Source organism: Rhizobium sp. P2_G2, from assembly GCF_056403555.1.
In genome coordinates this window covers 1-22081 of sequence record NZ_JBFUFF010000056.1, presented here as the reverse complement: position 1 = coordinate 22081, position 22081 = coordinate 1, and the positions used below count along the sequence as shown (strand labels likewise).

Sequence of the window (22081 nt, the reverse complement as noted above, 5' to 3'; positions counted from 1 at the left end):
GGAAATCCATGGCTGAAGCCGCTCAAAAGATGACCGTTTCGACGACGGAAATTGCCGTCGACATCGTCGGCATGAACAAATGGTACGGCGAATTCCATGTGCTACGTGACATCAATCTCAAGGTGATGAAGGGCGAGCGCATCGTCATCGCCGGCCCGTCCGGCTCCGGCAAGTCGACGATGATCCGCTGCATCAACCGGCTGGAAGAGCACCAGAAAGGTCGGATCGTCGTCGACAACATCGAACTGACCAACGATCTCAAGCGCATCGACGAGGTGCGGCGCGAAGTCGGTATGGTGTTCCAGCACTTCAACCTCTTCCCGCACCTGACGATCCTGGAAAACTGCACCCTCGCACCGATCTGGGTGCGCAAGATGCCGAAGAAGCAGGCCGAGGAAGTTGCCATGCACTTTCTCACCCGGGTGAAAATCCCCGAACAGGCGAAGAAATATCCCGGCCAGCTTTCCGGCGGCCAGCAGCAGCGCGTGGCGATCGCACGTGCGCTCTGCATGCGGCCGAAGATCATGCTGTTTGACGAACCGACCTCGGCGCTGGACCCGGAAATGGTCAAGGAAGTGCTCGACACCATGGTGGGACTTGCAGAAGAAGGCATGACCATGCTCTGCGTCACCCACGAAATGGGCTTTGCCCGCCAGGTGGCGAATCGGGTGATCTTCATGGACCAGGGCCAGATTGTCGAGCAGAACGAGYCTGGCCAGTTCTTCGACAACCCCCAGCATGAACGGACGAAGCTGTTCCTCAGCCAGATCCTGCATTAGTTTTGACGGATATCAATCTGCGGAGGCCAAGTAACGGCCTCTGCAGAAAATTCCGGTTAAAGATCGATTTCCCCCCAAACAAAGTCGAAAACGTAAAGCTTTGGCGTGCTAGGCATTGGCGCGCCAACGAGGGTATTTGGGGGAAACATGACAAAATCCAAATCTACATCAATGGTCTCGGCATTTCTRCTTTCCCTGGGACTGAGCGTCGCCATCCTGGCGCCCTCTGCTGTGGACACGCGGGCTGAGACGCGGGCCGAATTCCAGGCCAAGAAGCTCAATGCCGACCAACTGCTGCGCAAGCAGCAGGAATCGATCGCCTTCATCTACAAGGCGTTCAAGCAATTGCCGAAGCCAGAGCGCGGCAAGAGCGCACCCTTCCTGAAATCGCTCGCCTCGACCATGAAGGCGATCAAAGTGGTCAAGCAGGCTGCGCAGGCGAAGGACAGCAAGGCCTTGGCAGCCTCGTTGCCGAAGCTCGGCCAAGAGATCGCCCAGCTCAACCAGACCTATCGCCTGGCCAATCTGAAGGACAAGAAGGTCGGGATCGGCGTCGATACGCTGAACAAGGCCTGGCGCGCCTATCTGAAGCGCGTCAAGGGCGGCAAGGCGGCCAATGACAAGGATCTCGCCAAGTCGAATGGCCGGCGCATCCACGACATGCAGCGCCATCTCGACAAGATGGCCGCCAACAAGAAGGCGACCAAGCGCCAGCAGGCCGAGATCAACCGCCTGCGCAAGCTGCTTGCCAAGGCAGAGAATGCCAATCGCCTCGCAAACCAGCAATGGTACACGGCCTTCATCCTGGCCGACTTCGCCGGCTATTATGCCGGCTACTATTATTACTATGCCGCCTATGAACCGGCTTACGTCTCGTTCTACGCCGATTCGTGGCAGTATTACTCCGAACAGGTCAGCTACAGCTATTCCGAATCCTCCTCCTACTATGAATCCTATTCCTGGGCATCCTACGAGGAATCAGTCGAGACGAGCGAAAGCTACGACTTCGAGCAGACGTCGGAAGAATATAGCTCGTTCGAATCGGAATACGAGCAGACCGAGGAAACGACCGAGGCTTCGGTCGAGCAGGAATACCAGGCAACCGACGAAGACAAGGCGATCGACACCGCCGAAGACCATGATGACAACGAGAAGATCGATGACGTCGGCGACAATCCCGATCCGGAAGCGGATGCACAGTCCAATGTCGAAGACAACGATCAGGCGACAGATGACCAGTCCTACCTGAACGATAACGAAAGCGAGGATGCAGCCGCTCCGGACGAAGCCGATGAAGACAATGCAGCCCCTGCCGATAATGACAACGATCAGGCTGCGCCGGACGACAACAACGACAACAACGACCAGGCCGCTCCTGACGACAACAATGACGATCAGGCGGCACCCGACGATAACAACGACGATCAAGCCGCGCCGGACGACAACAATGACGACCAGGCGGCACCGGATGATGGCGGTCAGGACGATCAGGCCGAGCCGGAGGACAATGGCGGTGATGATTCCGCGCCGGATGATGGCGGTGGCGATGATTCCGGTGGTGACGACGGCGGCGGTGACGATGATGGCGGCTGAGCCGTCACCGACCTGACAATGCAAAAGGGGCGCGGCTGATCACCGCGCCCCTCTTCTTTGATGGTTGATAAATTACTTGAAGGCGTTGAGGTCACGCACCGCGCCGCGGTCGGCGCTGGTGGCGAAGGCCGCATAGGCCTTCAGCGCCGTCGTCACATTGCGCTTGCGCGGAGCCTCCGGCTTCCAGCCGAACGCATCCTGCTCTGCACGGCGGGCGGCAAGCGTTGCTTCGTCGACGGCAAGCGTGATCGTCCGATTGGGGATGTCGATCTCGACGCGGTCGCCTTCGCGGACGAGGCCGATCAGGCCGCCATTGGCGGCTTCCGGCGAGACATGGCCGATCGACAGGCCCGACGTGCCGCCGGAGAAACGGCCGTCGGTGATCAGCGCGCAGGCCTTGCCGAGACCCTTGGACTTGAGATAGCTGGTCGGATAGAGCATTTCCTGCATGCCCGGCCCGCCCTTCGGCCCCTCGTAGCGGATGACGACGACATCGCCTTCAACCACTTCATTGGAGAGGATGCCCTTGACGGCCGCGTCCTGGCTCTCGAAGACCTTTGCCGGACCGGAGAATTTCAGGATGCTTTCATCGACGCCGGCCGTCTTGACGATGCAGCCATCGACGGCAAGGTTGCCCTTGAGCACGGCAAGACCGCCATCCTTTGAGAATGGGTGCTCGACCGAGCGGATGACGCCCTTTTCGCGGTCAGTGTCGAGATCGTCCCAGCGCGCTTCCTGGCTGAAGGCCACCTGCGTGGGAATGCCGCCAGGGGCAGCACGATAGAAATTGCGTACCGACTCGCTGTTGGTGCGGGTGATGTCCCAGCGGTCGATGGCGTCGCCGAGCGTCGCCGAATGCACGGTGACGCAGTCGCGGTTGAGCAGGTTGCCACGATCGAGCTCGCCGAGGATCGACATGATGCCGCCGGCGCGATGCACGTCTTCCATATGCACGTCGCTTTTGGCCGGCGCCACCTTGGAGAGGCAGGGTACCCGGCGCGACAGCGCGTCGATATCGGCCATGGTGAAATCCACCTCACCCTCATGCGCGGCGGCAAGGATGTGCAGCACGGTATTGGTCGAGCCGCCCATGGCAATGTCGAGCGCCATGGCATTTTCGAAAGCCTTCTTGTTGGCAACGGAGCGCGGCAGGATCGATGCATCGTCCTGTTCGTAATGACGCCGGGCCAGATCGACGATCAGATGACCGGCCTCGACAAACAGGCGCTTGCGATCGGCATGGGTGGCTAGCGTCGAGCCATTGCCTGGCAGCGACAGGCCGAGCGCTTCAGTCAGRCAGTTCATCGAATTGGCGGTGAACATGCCGGAGCATGAACCGCAGGTCGGACAGGCCGAGCGCTCGATCACCTGCACGTCCTCGTCGCTGATCTTGTCGTCGGCAGCGGCAACCATAGCGTCGACGAGGTCGAGCGCATGCGTCTTGCCGTGCAGCACGACCTTGCCTGCCTCCATCGGCCCGCCGGAGACGAAGACAACGGGGATGTTGATGCGCAGTGCCGCCATCAGCATGCCGGGCGTGATCTTGTCGCAATTGGAGATGCAGACCATGGCGTCGGCGCAATGGGCGTTGACCATATATTCGACGCTGTCGGCGATCAGTTCGCGCGACGGCAACGAATAGAGCATCCCGTCATGGCCCATGGCGATGCCGTCGTCGACGGCGATCGTGTTGAATTCCTTGGCGACGCCGCCGGCGGCCTCGATTTCGCGCGCCACGAGCTGGCCGAGATCTTTCAGATGCACATGGCCTGGCACGAACTGGGTGAAGGAATTGACCACGGCAATGATCGGCTTGCCGAAATCGCTGTCCTTCATGCCCGTGGCGCGCCAAAGCCCGCGGGCTCCGGCCATATTGCGTCCATGGGTCGTGGTTCTCGAACGGTATGCAGGCATGACGTGATCCTCGGCTTCCTCATCGGCCAACATTGCGGCCGGAAACATCGGTTTTTTCCGAAATTTCGCCGTGGTACTCCAAATGCGGGGGTGTGTCACTATCGGAGAGGGCTGATCCGGTACGCCCGGCCCGAATTGCCATCCAGGGATTCGTCACATGCGTCGCTTCAGCGCTTCGATCTCTGCTCGAAGCTTTTCCGGATCGATCTTGGACAGATCCTCACCCTCACTCGGGTGGCGCTCCCAGCGTTTCGGCTCAAGCGGTGTGAGCGGACGATAAGCGCTGTTGAAGTTCCTGACCGCGCGCCGGGTGACTGAGCCGCGCGGCTCCTGCGTCAGGCGATAGAGGCCTGCGGCGATCATCAGCCCCATCGCGGGAATCATGACTGGAAATCCAGCAGGCATTCCGGGAATAAAGGCGGCGATGATCCCCATCAGTATGCTGCCGACCAGGACTATGACCGCAATGCGTTTTGTGACTTTGTAGACAGGATCTTTTTCGGCCGGCATCGGACAATCCGCTGGCAAGGGCTGTATCATCACGGATTTGACGGACCAACCGATACTGGGAAAAAGAAGCTTGGCCGTCGGACGTTCAGTCGTCGCCTTTTTTGATATTGACGGCAAGCGCGATGGCCTTGCGACGATCATCCTCGCTGGCGATCGAAAATGCCTGTTCCTGCATCGCCTGCAGCCAGTCGTGGTCGCGAGGTTCGCAGTTATCGAGTGCGGCGGTCATATAGGCAAGGCCGCGCACCGTCTGGCCCTCCTGGAAGATCACATTGCCGAACATGCCCATGGCGCCGGCATGGCCGTCGCGGCGGGCGTGGTTCAGCCATTTCTTGGCCTGCTTGATGTTGACCGAACCGCCCTCGCCCGCCAGCAGCATCTTGGCGAGCCGGAACTGTGCTTCGGCATCGCCGAAGGCCGATGCAGCCTGGAAATAGAGCTGTCGCGCCTGGCTGAGATCGATATGAACCGGGCTTTCCGGAATGCCCTTCTGATAATATTCGGCGAGCGCCATCAGCGCGTTGACGAAGAAGCCGGTATCGTTGGAGCCAGGCTCGACGCCCTGGTTGGCGATTTCGGAATAGATCTTGAAGGCTTCGAAATCGTCCTTCGTCACCCCGTCGCCATCGGCATACATGGTGGCAAGCGCCCAGCGCGAACCGGTATGGCCCTTCTCGGCTGCATAGCGGTAGGCTTCGACGGCTTCCTGCTTGTTGCCCTCGTGATAGGCTTTGAAACCAAGCTTGAACAGGTCGAACGGACCGGAATCCTTGGAAACGGCATTGGGGTCGAGCGCAAAAGCCGAGCTGGCGGCGCCGAGCACGATAAGTGCAGCGGCGACGATCATTCCATTCAGTCTCTTCAACGCAAGCTGCGGCATCGCTACTCAAACTCTCCCGGGGTCGGGCAAAAAAACGCAACCCGACATCTCTAATCCACGAGTTGGGCTCAAATGGGTACGCAAAATGGCGAACGCAAGAATCCGCACCACCCTTTCCGTTGAGCCGGAAATAACAGGCGGAGTGACTGTGTTCTTCGATTCCAAGCGTATCATTCTAGCCTTGCCACGGCCCCACCCGCGGCGCCGTGCAATCTCTGTGCATCCTCGCTGCGCTTGGTTTGTGGCAGGAAATGGACAACCTTTCCAGAGCCCCGGCGCGCCCCGGACAATAACGCCAAATGTGTTGCGAAATCGTCACAAAACAATTGCGGGCAGATAGAAATCTGCCCGCATCAAGTTCGGCACAGTAGAGATTGAATTCAGGCTTCGGAAATACGTTGCAGCGCAATCTTCAGGCTGATGAGCTGCTGGTCGAGTTCGGCCAGTTTTTCGCGCTCGGCTTCCACGACGTCCGGATCGGCATTGGCGACGAATTTCTCGTTGCCGAGCTTGGCCGCGGTGCGGGTGATGTCGCTTTCCACCTTGGTTTTGGCCTTTTCGAGTCGCGACTTTTCCGCGGCAACGTCCACCAGGCTGCCGAGCGGCAGGCAGGCGACCGCTTCGCCCAGCACGATCTGCACCACGCCCTTGGGGGCCTCGTCGGCAAAGGAGATCACTTCCACGCGCGCCAGCCGCTTGATGGCGGCATCGTGGCGTTCCGCCCGCGCCCGCGTCGTCGGGCTGGCGTCAACGAGAATCAGCGGCGCAGTGGCGCCGGCCGGCACGTTCATTTCCGAACGCACGGAGCGGATGCCGGTGACCAGTTCGATCAGCCAGTTGATCTCGTCGGCCGCCGTGTTGTCGGCGAAGGTCGGCACCGGCCACTCTGCGTGGCAGAGCAGCGTCTCGCGGCTTGCCGTATGCGCCCAGAGCTCTTCGGTCATGAACGGCATGAACGGGTGCAGGAGAGCGTAGGTCTGGTCGAGCACATAGGCTGCACAGGCCTGAGATTCGGCCTTCGCCGCCTCGTCTTCGCCGCCGAACAACGGCTTCAGCAGTTCCAGATACCAGTCGCAGTATTGATTCCAGATGAAGCGGTAAAGCGCACCGGCCGCCTCGTTGAACTTGAACTGCTCGATCCCCGCCGTCACTTCCGCGATGGTCTTATCGAGCTCGGTCAGAATCCAGCGATTGACCGTCTGTTTGGCATCGGCCGGCGTAAAGGCGGGATCGGGCTTGACGCCGTTCATTTCGGCGAAGCGCGTCGCATTCCAGAGCTTGGTGCCGAAATTGCGATAGCCGGCGATGCGGGCGGGATCGAGCTTCACGTCCCTGCCCTGCGCGGCCATGATCGCCAGCGTGAAACGCAGCGCATCGGCGCCATATTCATCGATCAGCTCCAGGGGGTCGATGACATTGCCCTTGGACTTCGACATCTTCTGTCCGTGCTTGTCGCGCACCAGCGCATGCACATAGACCGTGTGGAACGGTTCGACCGGAGTGCCGTCCTTGTCCTTCATGAAATGCAGGCCCATCATCATCATCCGGGCAACCCAGAAGAAGATGATGTCGAAGCCGGTGACCAGCACATCGGTCTGATAATAGCGATCGAGCTCCGGCGTCTTGTCGGGCCAGCCGAGCGTCGAGAACGGCCAGAGCGCCGAGGAGAACCATGTGTCGAGTACGTCCTCGTCGCGGGTGAGGATATCGCCGGGCTTCATCTCTTCCAGCTTTTCCCCAACCCAGGCCTTCCACGGGCCTTCATTGGCAAGGTAATGCTGAATGGCGGCGTGCAGCGCCTCTTCCTCGGTCTTCTCGACGAAGACCGAACCATCAGGGCCATACCAGGCCGGAATCTGATGGCCCCACCAGAGCTGACGGGAGACGCACCACGGCTGGATGTTTTCCATCCATTCGAAATAGGTCTTTTCCCAGTTCTTCGGCACGAAGTTTGTCCAGCCCTCTCGGACCGATTTGATCGCCGGCTGCGCCAGCGTCTTGGCGTCGACATACCATTGTTCGGTGAGACGCGGCTCGATCGGCACGCCGCCGCGGTCGCCATGCGGGACCATATGTGTATGCGGCTCGACCTTGTCGAGCAGGTTCGCCTCTTCCAGCACCTGGACGATCAGCTTGCGCGCCGCGAAGCGATCCTGGCCTTCGAGTTGATCCCAGACGCCGGGAAGCTCCAGTGCGCTCGCTTCCAGCCCTTCGAGGAAATCCTCGTTGTCCTTGATGGTGATATTGCCTTCGACCGTCAGCACGTTGATCATCCTGAGACCGGCACGCTTGCCGACCTCGAAGTCGTTGAAATCGTGCGCCGGGGTCATCTTGACCGCACCGGTGCCGGCCGTCGGATCGGGATATTCATCGGCGACGATCGGAATGCGGCGGCCGACGATCGGCAGGATCACATGTTTGCCGACCAGTGCCTGATAGCGGACGTCGGAGGGATGAACGGCTATGCCGGTATCGCCCAGCATCGTCTCCGGTCGCGTGGTCGCGACGACGAGATAGTCGCGGGTTTCGAATTCCGTCGGAGTGCCCTCTTCGTCGAAGGCGATCGGATGCTGATAGGTAACGCCGGGCTCGAGCGGATAGCGCAGGTGCCAGAGATTGCCCTTGATCTCGACCTGTTCGACTTCAAGGTCGGAAATGGCGGTCAGGAGCTTCGGGTCCCAGTTGACCAGCCGCTTGTCCTTGTAGATCAGGCCTTCCTTGTAGAGCCGGACGAAGACTTCGAGCACGGCCTGCGACAGGCCTTCGTCCATGGTGAAGCGCTCGCGCGACCAGTCGCAGGACGCGCCAAGGCGCCTGAGCTGGTTGAAGATCATGCCGCCGGACTCGGCTTTCCACTGCCAGATGCGATCGACGAAGGCTTCGCGGCCCATGTCGCGGCGCGACGGCTCCTGCCGTTCCTTCAACTGGCGTTCGACCACCATCTGCGTGGCGATGCCGGCATGGTCCATGCCCGGCTGCCAGAGCACGTCCTTGCCGCGCATCCGCTCGAAGCGGACCATGATGTCCTGCAGCGTGTTGTTGAGCGCGTGGCCCATATGCAGCGAGCCGGTGACGTTCGGCGGCGGGATGACGATGCAGAAAGTGTCCTCGCCCGGCTTGGCATTGGCCCCTGCCCCGAAGGCATCGGCCTCTTCCCATTTCCTGGCGATCTTCGGTTCAACGGACGCCGAATCATAGGTTTTGTCGAGCATGGGGATACCGTCGCTGGTCATGATTTTTGCGCACTCCGTAGCGGTAACGCGATGGGCAAGTCAATCGCGGTCAATGAAAAAGCCGCCCGGAGGCGGCTTCGACGGGGTCAAAAGCATTCCGGAATTCAGCGCCGGGGACCACGCACCACGCGCTCGATTTCTTCGCGCACGAGCCGTTCCACCAGCGTCGGCAGATTGTCGTCCAGCCATTCCTGCAGCATGGGCCTGAGCATATCCTCGGCGATCTCGTCGAACGAGCGCCGCTCAGCGCTTTCGACGGCGAGCGCCAGATCCTGGAACGAGCGGGCTACCTGTTCGCCGGCCATGGACGACATCAGCGACGTGGGCTCGTCGCGCAACGGCGGTTCCTCGCGGTGCATCTCGACCGGCGCCATGCGGGTATCGGTCTCCGGCTCCGCAGCAACCTCGTGCATCCGCTCGGCGGCCATCGGCATCGCGGCGGCTTCCACGGCAGGACGCGCAATCTGCTCATCCGCTGCGGCCTGCGACGGAGCTTGCTCGCGGACGGCAGCGCCGCGCTCGGAAGCTGCACGCACGCGGGCAGCGACATCGGCGAGCGACAGCGATTTCTGCGGCGCCGGGTTGGCGGCATGCAGGCTGTTCGGCTGCTGCTGTTCGTGATCTCGGACATCCGCATCCGCGACCGCGCGCAGGAGCGGCGGAGAGACGACTTCGGCCGGCGCATAGGTCTGTCGGGTGTCGGTGAAGTGGTCATCGACGGTCAGGCTGACATCGTCGGAATCGTCATTTGCGGGACGGCCATTGAAGCCCGCCGGTTCAGCAGCGAGGGTCGCCACACCAGCCTGCAATACCGGCTCGTTGCTTTCGATGATCCTGCGAATGGAAGCCAGGATCTCGTCCATGGAGGGTTCACGCACTACATTTGGCTGAGCCATTTCAGTCCCCGGTAATATTCTGCCGCATTGACGATTTGCGCCCCGACCGACGCAACCGATAGCAGACTATGTCATCACCCGATCGGAAAAAACCGCTACGAATCAATAAAATGATATGATGCACAGTTTTATGGCCGTCCGATAGCCGGAATGAAATTAACGGCCGTCGACCGTCCGCAATCCGATCCACTTGTCCTTGACGGCATTGTAGTGCTCTTCAGGATCGTATTTCTGCACCTTGAGGCGGAGGTCCTCGATCGTCAGATGTCCCATTGCCGCGACGGTGGAATAGCTGGCAACCACCGAATCGCGGCGCGCCTGGGCAAGGGTCTCCCTGGCCTGCAGAACCTTGGCCTGGGAGTCGAGGACGTCCAATGTGGTCGCCTGCCCGACCTTGCGCTCTTCGATCACGCCGGCAAGTGCATCATTGGCCGCGCGCAACTGCACCATGCCGGCCGAAATCGTTGCCTCGGACGCCTGATACTGGGCCATGCCGGCGACGATCGTCTTCTGCACGTCGAGCCGGACCGAATCGAGCAGGATCTGCTGCTGGCCGAGTCGTTCCTTGGCCTGGCGGATCTGGCCATATTCGGCGCCGCCCTGGTAGATCGGGATATTGAGGCGGGCGGTCAATGACGAGGTTGAGTAGTCGTTGAGATCGGTAAAGGGCGAGTTGCCGGTGTTGCCTGCAATCTGTCCTTGAATAACGACGCCCGGCAACATCTGACCTTCGGCGGATTTGACCTGGAATCCTGCCTGATCGATCAAATACATCGTTGCAAGAATCTGCGGATGATCCCGCCAGCCTGTGGCGACCGCCTTGTCTATGCTCGCAGGAATCACCCTGGCAAGCGGTGGCGCCTGCTTGATGCCCTTCGGCGCATCGCCGACGATCTGAACGTAAACCGCCTGGCTTTGCCTGAGTTGAGATACCGCGCCGGCCAGCAGAGCCTGCGCCTGCGCCAGTTCCGATTGTGACAGACTGACATCCGTCTTCGTCCCTTCGCCTACAGCGAGTCGTGACTTGGCAGCATTCACCTGCTCACGCAGGAAGGCCATGTTCTGCTTGCGGATGACGACGATATCCTGATTGAGCGCGATATCGGCAAAAGCCTGCGCTGCCGAGAGCAATGTCTGAATCTCCCGCGCCTTCAGCGAGGCCCGTTCGGAGTAGACACTGGCTTCGGCGGCCTTGACGTTGTTCAGGGTCTGAAAGCCGTCGAAGACCTGCTGCGTGATTGTGATGCCGATCGAAGCGTTCTGAAAGTCGTGTTTGTCCTGGATGGCCACCGGCTTCCCATCAAGCCCGGTCTGCGAGGTGACGCCATGCACGTTCATGTCATATTGATTATACGTCTTCTGAGCAAAAGCCGAAATCTGTGGCCGCCAGCCAGCCTTGGCGATCGCCACACTCTCGTCGGTGGCGCGCAGCCCGGCGCGGGCTGCATTTAGGTCGGGGTTGTTCAGATAGGCCTTTTCCATCGCCTCGGTAATGCTGCCGGCGTTCGCAGGGCCATAGACAGCCAGGGAAACCGGCACCACGATCGCGGCAAGCAAGGCCGTTCTCATTTTCCACACGTCAAGTCACCCCGTCCGCAGCTTTCGCCGCCCGATCGCCATGCCGGCGATACGATTCGACTGCCGCCACCTCATGCGCCGGCAATTCAGTCTGCAAATCCCGCATCAGGGCTGCTTCGGCATTATAGCAGAGGCGACAGCCCTATCCGCAACCGCCCATGCGAATCTTTATGGTACAATATGAATTCACATTGCCAGTGGGCAACAAGGTTAATGGCTGAATCAACAGCTTAGTACATTGATAAGAATCAAACCACGCTGTCGGCAGGCGTCGATCGCGCGGCTTGTTTGTGTCAAAACGATGTCAGAAAACGAATTCGGCAACCTTGTCGAAGCCCGGCAGCTTGCCGACGGAGGCGTTGAAAGCGAAGCGCTCGGACTGGCGACCCTGCTCGCGGACGAAAATGCGCGCGCCGGAAGACAGCCCCTGCCCAACCACCGCGACGAGCCTGCCGCCTTCCTTGAGCTGATCGAAAAGCGCGGTCGGCAGCGTATCGACGGCGCCGTTGACGAAAATCAGGTCAAAAGGCGCCTTGCCCGGATAGCCGGCCGAAAGCGCGCCGCTGACGAGCGTCACATTGGCGACACCCTCCAGATTGGCTTTCGCCGCGTCGAGCAGCRATGCGTCGCTCTCCACGGACGTCACCGTGCCGGCGAGTTGCGCGAGAAGCGCCGTGGCGTAACCGGTTCCGGTCCCGACCTCGAGTACCGAATCGGACTTGCTCACCGCCGCCAGCTGCAGCATCTTGGCCAGCGGCGAGGCCGCCATGATATAACGTCCCGGGCCGATCTCCAGGTCGGTATCGATATAGGCGACGGCCTTGAGGCGGTCCGCGACGAATTTCTCGCGTTCGACATTGAAGAAGGCCGTCAGGATGGAATGCGACGTCACATCCGTTGTCCGGAGTTGGCTGTCGATCATCTTGGTGCGCTGCGCTGAATAGTCCATGGTCGGATGCCCCTACTACATGCCTTGAAACCGGCGGGATCACTGCCGGTCTTACTTGCCCTCTGCGCAGCTTTCAAGGGAGCGTGCGGCATTGCGGCAAATTTCGGCGCGGTCGGGTAGAGCCGGCTTATCGTCTGTGCCGAAAGAAAAATGCCTCGCCTCTGCGGCGCAGGGCGTTCATAAGCGGCGTGAATCCCCCGTCCCCGCCCCCGATCACCTTTTCGGACCGAGGCTTTCGAATTCTGTCACAGGCAGAATGCTGATCATTGATGCCGCGCAACATCAGACATTAGATGAATTGTTCGGTTCAGTTCACTGGAAATGGCCACGCTCTGGGAAAACTTTATATGTTTCGCGGATAAAATACCACGATGCTCCATTTCTCCACCGATGACCTGCCTCTGCGGGATCGTTTCGATCACTGGTGCGAGACGCGCGGCAGGAACTTGTTTGGCGTCACGATCGAATTGCCGCGCGAGCGTCGAGCCGATTTTTTCGGGCGATTCAGCGCCGCCCAGGTCGGCGGTGCGGTGGTCTCGGAAATGCAGGCCTCGTCTTACAAACTGAGCCGGACCGACAAGGATATCGGCCGGGTGGCCGGCAACAGCCTGTGCATCTCGCGCCAGGTGCGTGGGCCAGGCTGGGTGGATGTCGGCCGCGGGCGCATATTGTCCGTGCGGGAGGGCGATCTCGCCATCAATCATTCCGATCTGCCCTATACCGGCACCCCGCAGCGTGCCGACGGCTTCCACTATCGGATGTTGAAGATTCCGCTCTCGGGCGACATTCTGTTGGCAGCACCCGCACATGATCTTTTCGCGGCGGTGTCCGCGCCGAATAGCACATTCGCCCGACCACTTTCGGCGCTCTTCAACGCCATAATCGGCGGATGGCGCGATCTCGCCGATCCCTTCTCTGCGATTACGCATGTCGCCAGGCTCGCCATGCTTGAGCGCGGACGCCTGCCGCCGGGCATGCCGGAATGCCGGGCAGCGCTGCGCGCAGGCTTCTTCCATGCCGCGCATGAGGTTCTCGCACGCGATCACCATGACCCGAACCTGTCGCCGGGAGCGGTCGCGCGTGAGCTCGGAATTTCCTTGCGGCAGATCCATGTCCTGTTCGAGCCGACGGGCCTGTCTTTCTCCAGGACGTTGACGGCCATCCGAATCCGCACCGCGTGCCTGCTGCTGGAGACGATGCCGGCACGGTCTGTCGCCGATATCGCCTTTGCCAGCGGCTTTGACAGTCTTGCGACATTCTATCGCGCGTTCCGGGATTCCTCCGGCATGACGCCGACGGATATGCGCTCCCTTTCCCGACATTGATCTGCTGCGGATCTGCGCCTTCGGGCTGGATAATTGGGCTCTGCACTGAGCTTAAGCTGGGCGCGTGCGCGCAATGAGAAGACGGTAACCCACGCCTCTGTTAAGCGTCCAATCCTTGTTCGGCAGCAGGATGGACGGAGTGGTGAATGCCGTGGCGTGCACGGACCGAACAATTGCTGGCCAAGCCCGGCTGCCTTCGCGTCATGTGTGAACTTGCCAGGGGGTTCATGCGCACCCATGACAATTCGCCGCGTGCATCTTCGCTGTTTGCCAGCCAGCAGCGCTGGTTGATGTCTCACATCGCGATTTCGCTCCACTTTCGCCGATCGGTTTCCGCCGAAAGCGGTTTGACGCTGTACAATTTCATGCAGGACGTTGTCGGCCATGAGCTCGCCAGCCGCAACACGGCGCGGGCCTTCCTGGCCGAAGCGGTAAAATACGGCTTCGCCCGGCCTGTCCCGTTCGAAGGCCAGCCACGCTTGCCGAACAGCATGTTGCCGATCGAGCCGACGGAGGCGACGATCGCGCTTCTCGCCGAGTGGTATTCTGCGCATCTGCAGGCCCTGGATGCGCTCGGCGGAGCGCCACGGCTGCCCCGTTTTTCCGCAAACCTGTCTGCCGCACTCGCCGCAATGGAACCGTTTGTCTGCGGCGAACTGTTGACTTGCGCCGATGTGCGCAATCCTGGGCCGGTCTACTCGCTTTTTACCTGGATGGACCAGGGCGGCCTGCTGATGGATCGCCTGATGGCCGGGATCGACTGTACAACCGCGACGGAAGGGGAACGGTCGATCACCGATATCACCTCCATTTCCGAAATCGCCCGGGCCTATGGCCTCTCCAGATCGCATGCCGCGCGCAAACTCGTGAACGGCGAGCGAACCGGTCATATCGGCTGGACCGGACGGCGCGGCCATTCCGCGATGTGGTTATCCAGCGATTTCCGCAAGGATTATGCGCGCGCCCAGGCGTTCAAATTGGTGATCATCGATGCGGCCTTCGCATTGGCCTTCGCATCCGATGACGGCCCCTCGATGGCACCCTGTCAAGCCAACTCCGATCGCGTGTCAAAAATGGGCGGAGACAGTTCACCGCCGCCTCAATAGGTTTCGCGCCGACGAGGCTGTCTAACGCTTCAAGGCCGATCCAGGCGGCCGAGATCGGAACGAATTACGGAATAGGATTGCGCCATGACGCATAGCTCACCCGCCGAGACCCAGGTCACCGCCTCCGCCGATGACAGTCACCAGATCACGGCGCTTGCAGATCACGGCTGGGTGGTCACCTGGGAGGCCGATGGCCGAAACGGCATCTACCAGCAAGCTTACAATGCCGACGGCACCAAACAGGGTGTCGAGACTCAGGTCAATACCGTAGCAACATCCGAATACACCCCTCAGATCACGGCGCTTACCGGTGGCGGTTGGGTGGTGACTTGGCAAGCCTGGGGCCAGGACGGTGGCGCCCCCTTCGGCGTCTACCAGCAGGTCTACAATGCCGATGGCACCACACTGGGTGGCGAAACTCTCGTCAACACATATGTCACCGACTCGCAAGACACCCCACAGATCACCGCGCTTAGCGATGGCGGCTGGGTGGTGACGTGGCAATCCAACGGAGAAGATGGCAGTTACTACGGTATCTACCAGCAGGCCTATAATGCCGATGGCACCACACAGGGTGTTGAGACCCGGGTCAATACATTTACGACCGGCCACCAATCCGGCCAGCAGATCACCGCGCTTGCCGATGGCGGCTGGGTGGTGACGTGGCGCTCCTACGGCTTAGGCGTCAGCATCTACGACATTCGCCAGCAAGCCTATAATGCCGACGGCACCACGTTAGGTGTCGAGACGCTGGTCAACTCATACACCTTCGTTGAGCAAGACAGCCCGCAAATCACCGCGCTTGCCGACGGTGGTTGGGTGGTGACGTGGCGTTCCGACTACCAAGACGGCGATGTCTATGGTGTCTATCAGCAGGCCTATAACGCCGACGGCACCTCACGGGGTGTCGAAATCCAGGTCAATACCTATACGACCGGCGCGCAATCCGACCAGCATGTCACCGCGCTTACCGATGGCGGCTGGGTGGTGACCTGGGTGTCCGCCGGGCAAGACGGCGATGGCAACGGCATCTACCAGCAGGCCTACAACGCCGACGGCACCACGCAAGGCGGCGAAACCCAGGTCAATACATACACAACCGGCGACCAATCCGGCCAGCAGATTACCGCGCTTGCCAATGGCGGCTGGGTGGTGACCTGGGTATCCGGCGGGCAAGACGGCGATGGCAGCGGCATCTACCAGCAAGCCTACAATGCCGATGGCAGCACACTGGGTGGCGAGACCCAGGTCAATACATTCACCGCCGGCGATCAATACAGTCCGAAAATGACTGCGCTTGCCGATGGCGGCTGGGTGGTCACCTGGATAAGCGGCGCCCAGATCTACCAGCAACGATACAGCTCGGACGGTCATATCTACGATCCGCATCAGGCCCCGACAGCATCCGATGCCACACTAACCGCGTTGGAAGATACGCCTTACACGTTCTCGGCTTCCGATTTCGGCTTTTCGGACAGCACCGATGGCGACAGTCTGTCAGCGGTGATCATCACGACGCTGCCGGCCTCCGGCACGCTGACCATCGATGGCGTCGCCGTGACTGCAGGCACCTCGATCAGTGCGAGCGACATCGCCGCCGGCAAGCTTGTCTATACGCCCACGGCAAATGACCACGGCGACGATTTCGCTAGCCTCACCTTCGAGGTTGTCGACGATGGCACAACCAGGGACGGCGGTCACGATACCTCCACCTCCCACACGCTGACCTTCAATGTCTCCGCGGTTAACGATGCACCCACCGCATCAGACCACACCGTCTCACTGCTTGAGGACGGCTCCTATACATTCGCGACGTCCAATTTCGGCTTTTCGGATAGCGAGGGCGACCACCTGTCGGCTGTGATCATCACGACGCTGCCGGCGTCGGGCACGCTGACGCTCAATGGCGTTGCGGTCCAGGCGGGTGATTCCATCGATGCGAGCGATCTCGCCGCCGGCAAGCTGGTCTACGTGCCGGCCGCCGACGCCAACGGCCGCGATCTTGCCAGCCTGACCTTCGAGGTCGTCGACGACGGCGGCACAGCCAATGGCGGTGTCGATACGTCCGCCAGCCACACGATCACCTTCGACGTCGTCGGGGTCCCTGCCGTTGAAACTGAGGTCAACACCTACGCGACGGGCGATCAGTACGACCAGCATGTCACCGCGCTGGCCGACGGCGGCTGGGTGGTGACGTGGATATCCTACGGCCAGGACGGCAGCGGCACCGGCATTTACCAGCAGGCCTACAATGCCGACGGCACCGCGCTGGGAGACGAGACGCGCGTCAACACAGTGACGGCCGATTCCCAGGATAATCCCCAGATCACGGCGCTTGCCGATGGGGGCTGGGTGGTCACTTGGACTTCCAAATACGAGGACGGCAGCGGCACCGGCATTTACCAGCAGGCCTACAATGCCGACGGCACCATGCAGGGTGTCGAGACTCGGGTCAATACATACATCACCGACGATCAAACCGACCCGCAGATCACCGCGCTTGCCGGTGGCGGCTGGGTCGTCACCTGGGGCTCCCGTGACCAGGACGGAGATGACGGAGGCATCTACCAGCAGGTCTACAATGCCAACGGCACCACGCAAGGGGTTGAGACCCGGGTCAATACCCAATGGACCAACAGTCAGGAGGACCCGCAGATCACCGCGCTGGCCAATGGCGGCTGGGTGGTCACATGGACCACCAGTGATACCTATCAGCAGGCCTACAATGCCGACGGCACCGCGCTGGGTGACGAGACCCGGGTCAATACATACACGACCGGCAATCAACACGACCCGCAGATCACCGCTTTGGCCGATGGCGGCTGGGTAGTCACCTGGATATCCGATGGCCAGGACGGCGATCTCTACGGTATCTACCAGCAGGCTTATAATGCCGATGGCACCGCTTATGGTGTCGAAACCCAGGTCAATACCTATACGGACAGCTACCAGTACAATCCGCAGATCGCCGCGCTTGCCGATGGCGGCTGGGTGATCACCTGGACGTCCTTTGGCGAGGACGGCAACAGCTACGGTGTCTACCAGCAGGTCTACAACGCCGACGGCACCACGCATGGCAGCGAGACGCGCGTCAATACTGAAACGGCGAGCTCGCAGGAGAACCAGCCGGTCACCGCCCTTGCCGATGGCGGCTGGGTGGTCACATGGATCTCCTATGGCCAGGACGGCGACGGCTATGGCGTCTACCAGCAGGCCTACAATGCCGACGGCACCACACGGGGTGACGAGACCCAGGTCAACACCTATACAGCCGGCTCGCAGGAGAGCCCGAAGATCACCGCGCTTGCCGATGGCGGCTGGGTGGTGACGTGGAATTCCGACAGCCAAGACGGCAGCGGCAGGGGCATCTACCAGCAGCGATATGATGCGGAGGGCCAGATCTATGGCACGAACCATGCCCCGACGGCAGCTGATGCGACGCTGACAACGACCGAGGATACCTCTTACACCTTCTCGGCCGCCAATTTCGGCTTTGCCGATGCAATCGATGGCGACCATCTGTCCGCGGTGATCATCACGATGCTGCCGGCCTCCGGCAAGCTCAAGCTCGATGGCGTCACCGTGCATGCAGGCGATTCGATCGATGCCAGCGACATTGCCGCCGGCAAACTGGTCTATGTGCCTGCCGCCAATGCGCATGGCACAGGCCTCGCCAGCCTGACCTTTGAGGTCGTCGACAATGGCGGCACTGAGGGCGGCGGCTTCGATACGTCTGCCTCCTACACCATCACCTTCAACGTCACGTCCGTCAGCGATGCCCCRACAGCATCGGACCACACCGTCTCGATGCTCGAAGACGGTTCATATACATTCGCGATTTCCAACTTCGGCTTTTCGGATGTCGACGGCGACAGCCTGTCGGCGGTGATCATCACGACACTGCCGGCCTCCGGCACGCTGACGCTCAACGGCGTTACCGTGCATGCAGGGGATTCGATCGATCCGAGCGACATCGCCGCCGGCAAGCTCACCTATGTGCCGCCCGCCGACGCTAGTGGGCGCGACCTTGCCAGCCTGACCTTTGAGGTCGTCGACGATAGCGGCGCCAGTGGCACCGATACCTCTGCTAGCCACACGATCACTTTCGATGTCGTCGCGGTGCCCGCCGCYGAGACCCAGGTCAATACCGAGACGGCCAGCGCGCAATTCAACCAGACGATCACCGCGCTTGCCGATGGCGGATGGGTGGTCACCTGGCAGTCCAACGGCCAGGACGGCAGTGCCGCCGGCATATACCAGCAGGCCTACAATGCTGATGGGACGACGCTGGGTGACGAGACCCAGGTCAATATCTATACGACCAGCTATCAGGATTTCCAGCAGATCACTGCGCTTGCCGATGGCGGCTGGGTGGTCACGTGGCAGTCCTATGGCCAGGACGGCGACGACGAGGGCATCTACCAGCAGGCCTACAATGCCGACGGCACCACGTTAGGTGTCGAGACCCGGGTCAATACCTACACCGCCAGATATCAAGACAGCCAGCACATCACCGCGCTTGCCGATGGCGGCTGGGTGGTCACCTGGGAGTCCTATGGCCAGGACGGTGATAGCTCGGACGTCTATCAACAGCTCCTCAATGGCTACGGTGTCTACCAGCAGGTCTACAATGCCGACGGCACCAAGTTAGGTGACGAGACCCGAGTCAATACCTATACGACCGGCGATCAAGGTTCTCCGCAGATCACCGCGCTTGCCCATGGCGGTTGGGTGGTCACCTGGCAATCCTATCTCCAGGACGGCAGCGGCGCCGGCGTCTACCAGCAGGCCTACAACGCCGATGGCACCAAGCAAGGGGGCGAGACCCGGGTCAACACCTATATGACCGACTCTCAAGGCTCTGCGCAGATCACAGCGCTTGCCGATGGCGGATGGGTGGTGACCTGGGAGTCCAACGGCCAGGACGGCAGTGGCACCGGCATCTACCAGCAGGCCTATAATGCCGACGGCACCACACAGGGGGTCGAAACCCGAGTCAACACCTATACGACCGGCTCTCAAGATTCCCTGCACGTCACCGCGCTTGCCGATGGCGGATGGGCAGTCACCTGGACGACCATCGACCAGGACGGCGATGGCTACGGTGTCTACCAACAGGCCTATAATGCCGATGGCACTGCGCTAGGAGACGAGACCCAGGTCAATACCTATACGACCGGCTATCAAGGTTCTCCGCAGATCACAGCGCTTGCCGATGGCGGCTGGGTGGTCACCTGGACGTCCACGGGTCAGGACGGCAGCAGCGACGGCGTCTACCAGCAGGCCTACAATGCAGATGGCACCACGCAGGGGGGCGAGACCCGAGTCAATACCTATACGGCCAGCAGCCAACTTTCTCCGCAGATCACCGCGCTTGTCGATGGCGGCTGGGTGGTCACCTGGGCGTCCAATGGCCAGCACGGCAATAGCTATGGCGTATATCAGCAGCGCTATGATGCGGAGGGTCAGATCTACGGCACGAACCATGCCCCGACTGCCGCCGATGTGACGCTGACAACGCTCGAGGATACGGCCTACACTTTCTCGATTGTCAACTTTGGCTTTGCCGACGCAATCGATCGCCATGACACTCTGTCGGCGGTGATCATCTCCGCGCTGCCGACCTCCGGTACGCTCAAGCTCAATGGCGTCACCGTGCATGCAGGGGATTCCATCGATGCGAGCGACATCGCCGCCGGCAAGCTTCTCTATATGCCCGCTGCGAATGCCAATGGTACCGGTCTCGCCAGCCTGACCTTCAAGGTGGTCGATGACGGCGGCACCGAGAGCGGCGGCTTCGATACGTCCAGCGCCCACACCATCACGTTCAATGTCACGTCTGTCAGCGATGCCCCGACGGCATCAAACAATACCCTGTCCCTGCTCGAGGATGGCTCCCATGCCTTCTCGGTTGCCGATTTCGGCTTCTCGGACAGCACCGATGGCAACAGCCTCGACTATGTGACGATCACGGCTCTGCCTGCGTCCGGCACGCTGACGCTCGACGGCGTCGCCGTGACCGCCAATCAGCACATCACTGCCGCCGATATTTCCAGCCTCGTCTGGACGCCGGCGGCCAATGCCCACGGCACGGGCCTTGCCAGCCTGACATTCACGGTCAGTGACAATGGCGGCACGGCGCATGGCGGCAACGACACCAGTACCGTGCATACGCTCACATTTGATGTCACCGCTGTCGATGACGCGCCGGTGCTGGACTTCGATTCGGCTTCGACATTCGAGAACAAGGCTGTGACGATGAATGTGCTCGCCGACGCCACCGATGTTGACGGCGATACGCTGACGATCATTTCTGCCGGCGTCACCTCCGGTTTCGGCTCCGTATCAATCGTGGGCGGTAAACTGGTCTATGATCCGACGACGGCGCCCAACCAGAATATCGACGCGGGCGAAAGCCGCCAGGTCAAGGTCAGCTATACGGTCTCCGATGGCCATGGTGAACACACTTCCGAGACGATCACCATCACCGTCAACGGCGTTTCACCGGATGTGTTCAGGGGCACGGATGCTGCGGAAACCCTGACCGGCAGCCATGGCGACGACATTGTCTACGGCCTGGGCGGCAACGACCTAATCGATGGCGGCACCGGCGCCGACGATATGCGTGGCGGCAAGGGCAATGACGTCTATGTCGTCGACAACAAAAAGGACAATGTTTCGGAAGCCAAGGGTGCGGGCACGGATCTCGTCAAGGCATCGGTCAGCTTCACGCTCGGCGACAATATCGAAAGGCTGCAGCTGACCGGATCAGCCGCCACAGATGCCAACGGCAACAGGCTTGCCAATCTCCTGACTGGCAACAAGACGGACAACACGCTGTGGGGCGGCCTCGGCGCCGACACGCTGAGCGGCGGCAAGGGTGCCGATACATTCCTGTTCCGCGACATCGCCGAAAGCACGGTAAAGGCTGGCGGCCGTGACCTCATCCTCGATTTCTCCCATCATCAGCACGATCAGATCGACCTGCATCTGATCGACGCTGACGAGACGAAGAGCGGCAACCAATCGTTCAAGTTCATCGGCACGGATCAGTTCGATGGCCACGCTGGCGAGCTGCGTTTCGAGTCGAAATCCGGCCATACACTCATCCAGGCCGATACCGACGGCGACCATAAGGCCGATTTCGCCATCATGCTCGATGACGCCATGGCTCTCAAACAAGGGGACTTCGTGCTGTGATCGATGTGGAGAATATCTGAAGCATGTTGCGGCCTCAGGGTATCCATACGGGCAAGGCCGCGGAATTGGATCGCGCGCAGGTGCTCGGGCTGATGTATGGTGAGGCTGTCGCTCAGGC

At 60.8% G+C, this 22081-nt stretch carries 12 protein-coding genes; 5 read left to right on the top strand and 7 right to left on the bottom strand.

Translation table 11 applies throughout. From position 1 onward, the window contains the following. Positions 1-8: 8 nt before the first annotated feature. Entirely contained in the window at positions 9-779 is a 771-nt protein-coding gene (locus AC1D06_RS27940; protein WP_477989071.1) for an amino acid ABC transporter ATP-binding protein, read from the top strand. 147 nt (positions 780-926) lie between these two features. After that, on the top strand, positions 927-2372 hold the full coding sequence (locus tag AC1D06_RS27935; protein ID WP_477989070.1) for a hypothetical protein: 1446 nt from the start codon (positions 927-929) through the stop codon (positions 2370-2372). Between the two features lie 72 nt (positions 2373-2444). Here the strand turns inward: AC1D06_RS27935 and ilvD are convergent, their stop codons facing one another. From ilvD to AC1D06_RS27900, 7 genes are all read right to left on the bottom strand, one after another. Continuing rightward, on the bottom strand, positions 2445-4286 hold the full coding sequence (gene ilvD, locus AC1D06_RS27930; protein WP_477989068.1) for a dihydroxy-acid dehydratase: 1842 nt from the start codon (positions 4284-4286) through the stop codon (positions 2445-2447). 153 nt (positions 4287-4439) lie between these two features. Next, positions 4440-4796, bottom strand: coding sequence for a hypothetical protein (locus AC1D06_RS27925; protein ID WP_477989067.1), 357 nt, complete (start codon positions 4794-4796; stop codon positions 4440-4442). 85 nt (positions 4797-4881) lie between these two features. After that, on the bottom strand, positions 4882-5676 hold the full coding sequence (gene exoR / locus AC1D06_RS27920) for an exopolysaccharide production regulator ExoR (RefSeq protein ID WP_477882902.1): 795 nt from the start codon (positions 5674-5676) through the stop codon (positions 4882-4884). Between the two features lie 380 nt (positions 5677-6056). Next, positions 6057-8888 (bottom strand): valine--tRNA ligase, encoded by a 2832-nt coding sequence (locus AC1D06_RS27915; protein ID WP_477989092.1) that lies wholly within the window; start codon positions 8886-8888, stop codon positions 6057-6059. Between the two features lie 125 nt (positions 8889-9013). Beyond that, positions 9014-9772 carry a PopZ family protein gene (locus tag AC1D06_RS27910; RefSeq protein ID WP_477989066.1) on the bottom strand — a complete coding sequence of 253 codons (759 nt, stop codon included), beginning with the start codon at positions 9770-9772 and terminating at the stop codon, positions 9014-9016. Between the two features lie 189 nt (positions 9773-9961). Beyond that, a complete protein-coding gene (locus AC1D06_RS27905; protein WP_477989065.1) occupies positions 9962-11374 on the bottom strand; it encodes a TolC family outer membrane protein in 1413 nt (470 codons plus the stop codon). 313 nt (positions 11375-11687) lie between these two features. Next, positions 11688-12332, bottom strand: a complete 645-nt coding sequence (locus AC1D06_RS27900) for a protein-L-isoaspartate O-methyltransferase family protein (protein ID WP_477989064.1) — start codon at positions 12330-12332, stop codon at positions 11688-11690. A gap of 371 nt (positions 12333-12703) precedes the next feature. Here AC1D06_RS27900 and AC1D06_RS27895 point away from each other — a divergent pair, with 371 nt between their 5' ends. From AC1D06_RS27895 to AC1D06_RS27885, 3 genes are all read left to right on the top strand, one after another. Beyond that, the gene (locus AC1D06_RS27895; protein ID WP_477989063.1) at positions 12704-13657 is read left to right on the top strand and encodes an AraC family transcriptional regulator; all 954 of its coding nucleotides are present in this window, start codon (positions 12704-12706) and stop codon (positions 13655-13657) included. Between the two features lie 146 nt (positions 13658-13803). Beyond that, positions 13804-14763 carry a hypothetical protein gene (locus AC1D06_RS27890; RefSeq protein WP_477989062.1) on the top strand — a complete coding sequence of 320 codons (960 nt, stop codon included), beginning with the start codon at positions 13804-13806 and terminating at the stop codon, positions 14761-14763. Between the two features lie 84 nt (positions 14764-14847). Further along, entirely contained in the window at positions 14848-21963 is a 7116-nt protein-coding gene (locus tag AC1D06_RS27885) for a cadherin-like domain-containing protein (protein WP_477989061.1), read from the top strand. Positions 21964-22081 lie beyond the last annotated feature (118 nt).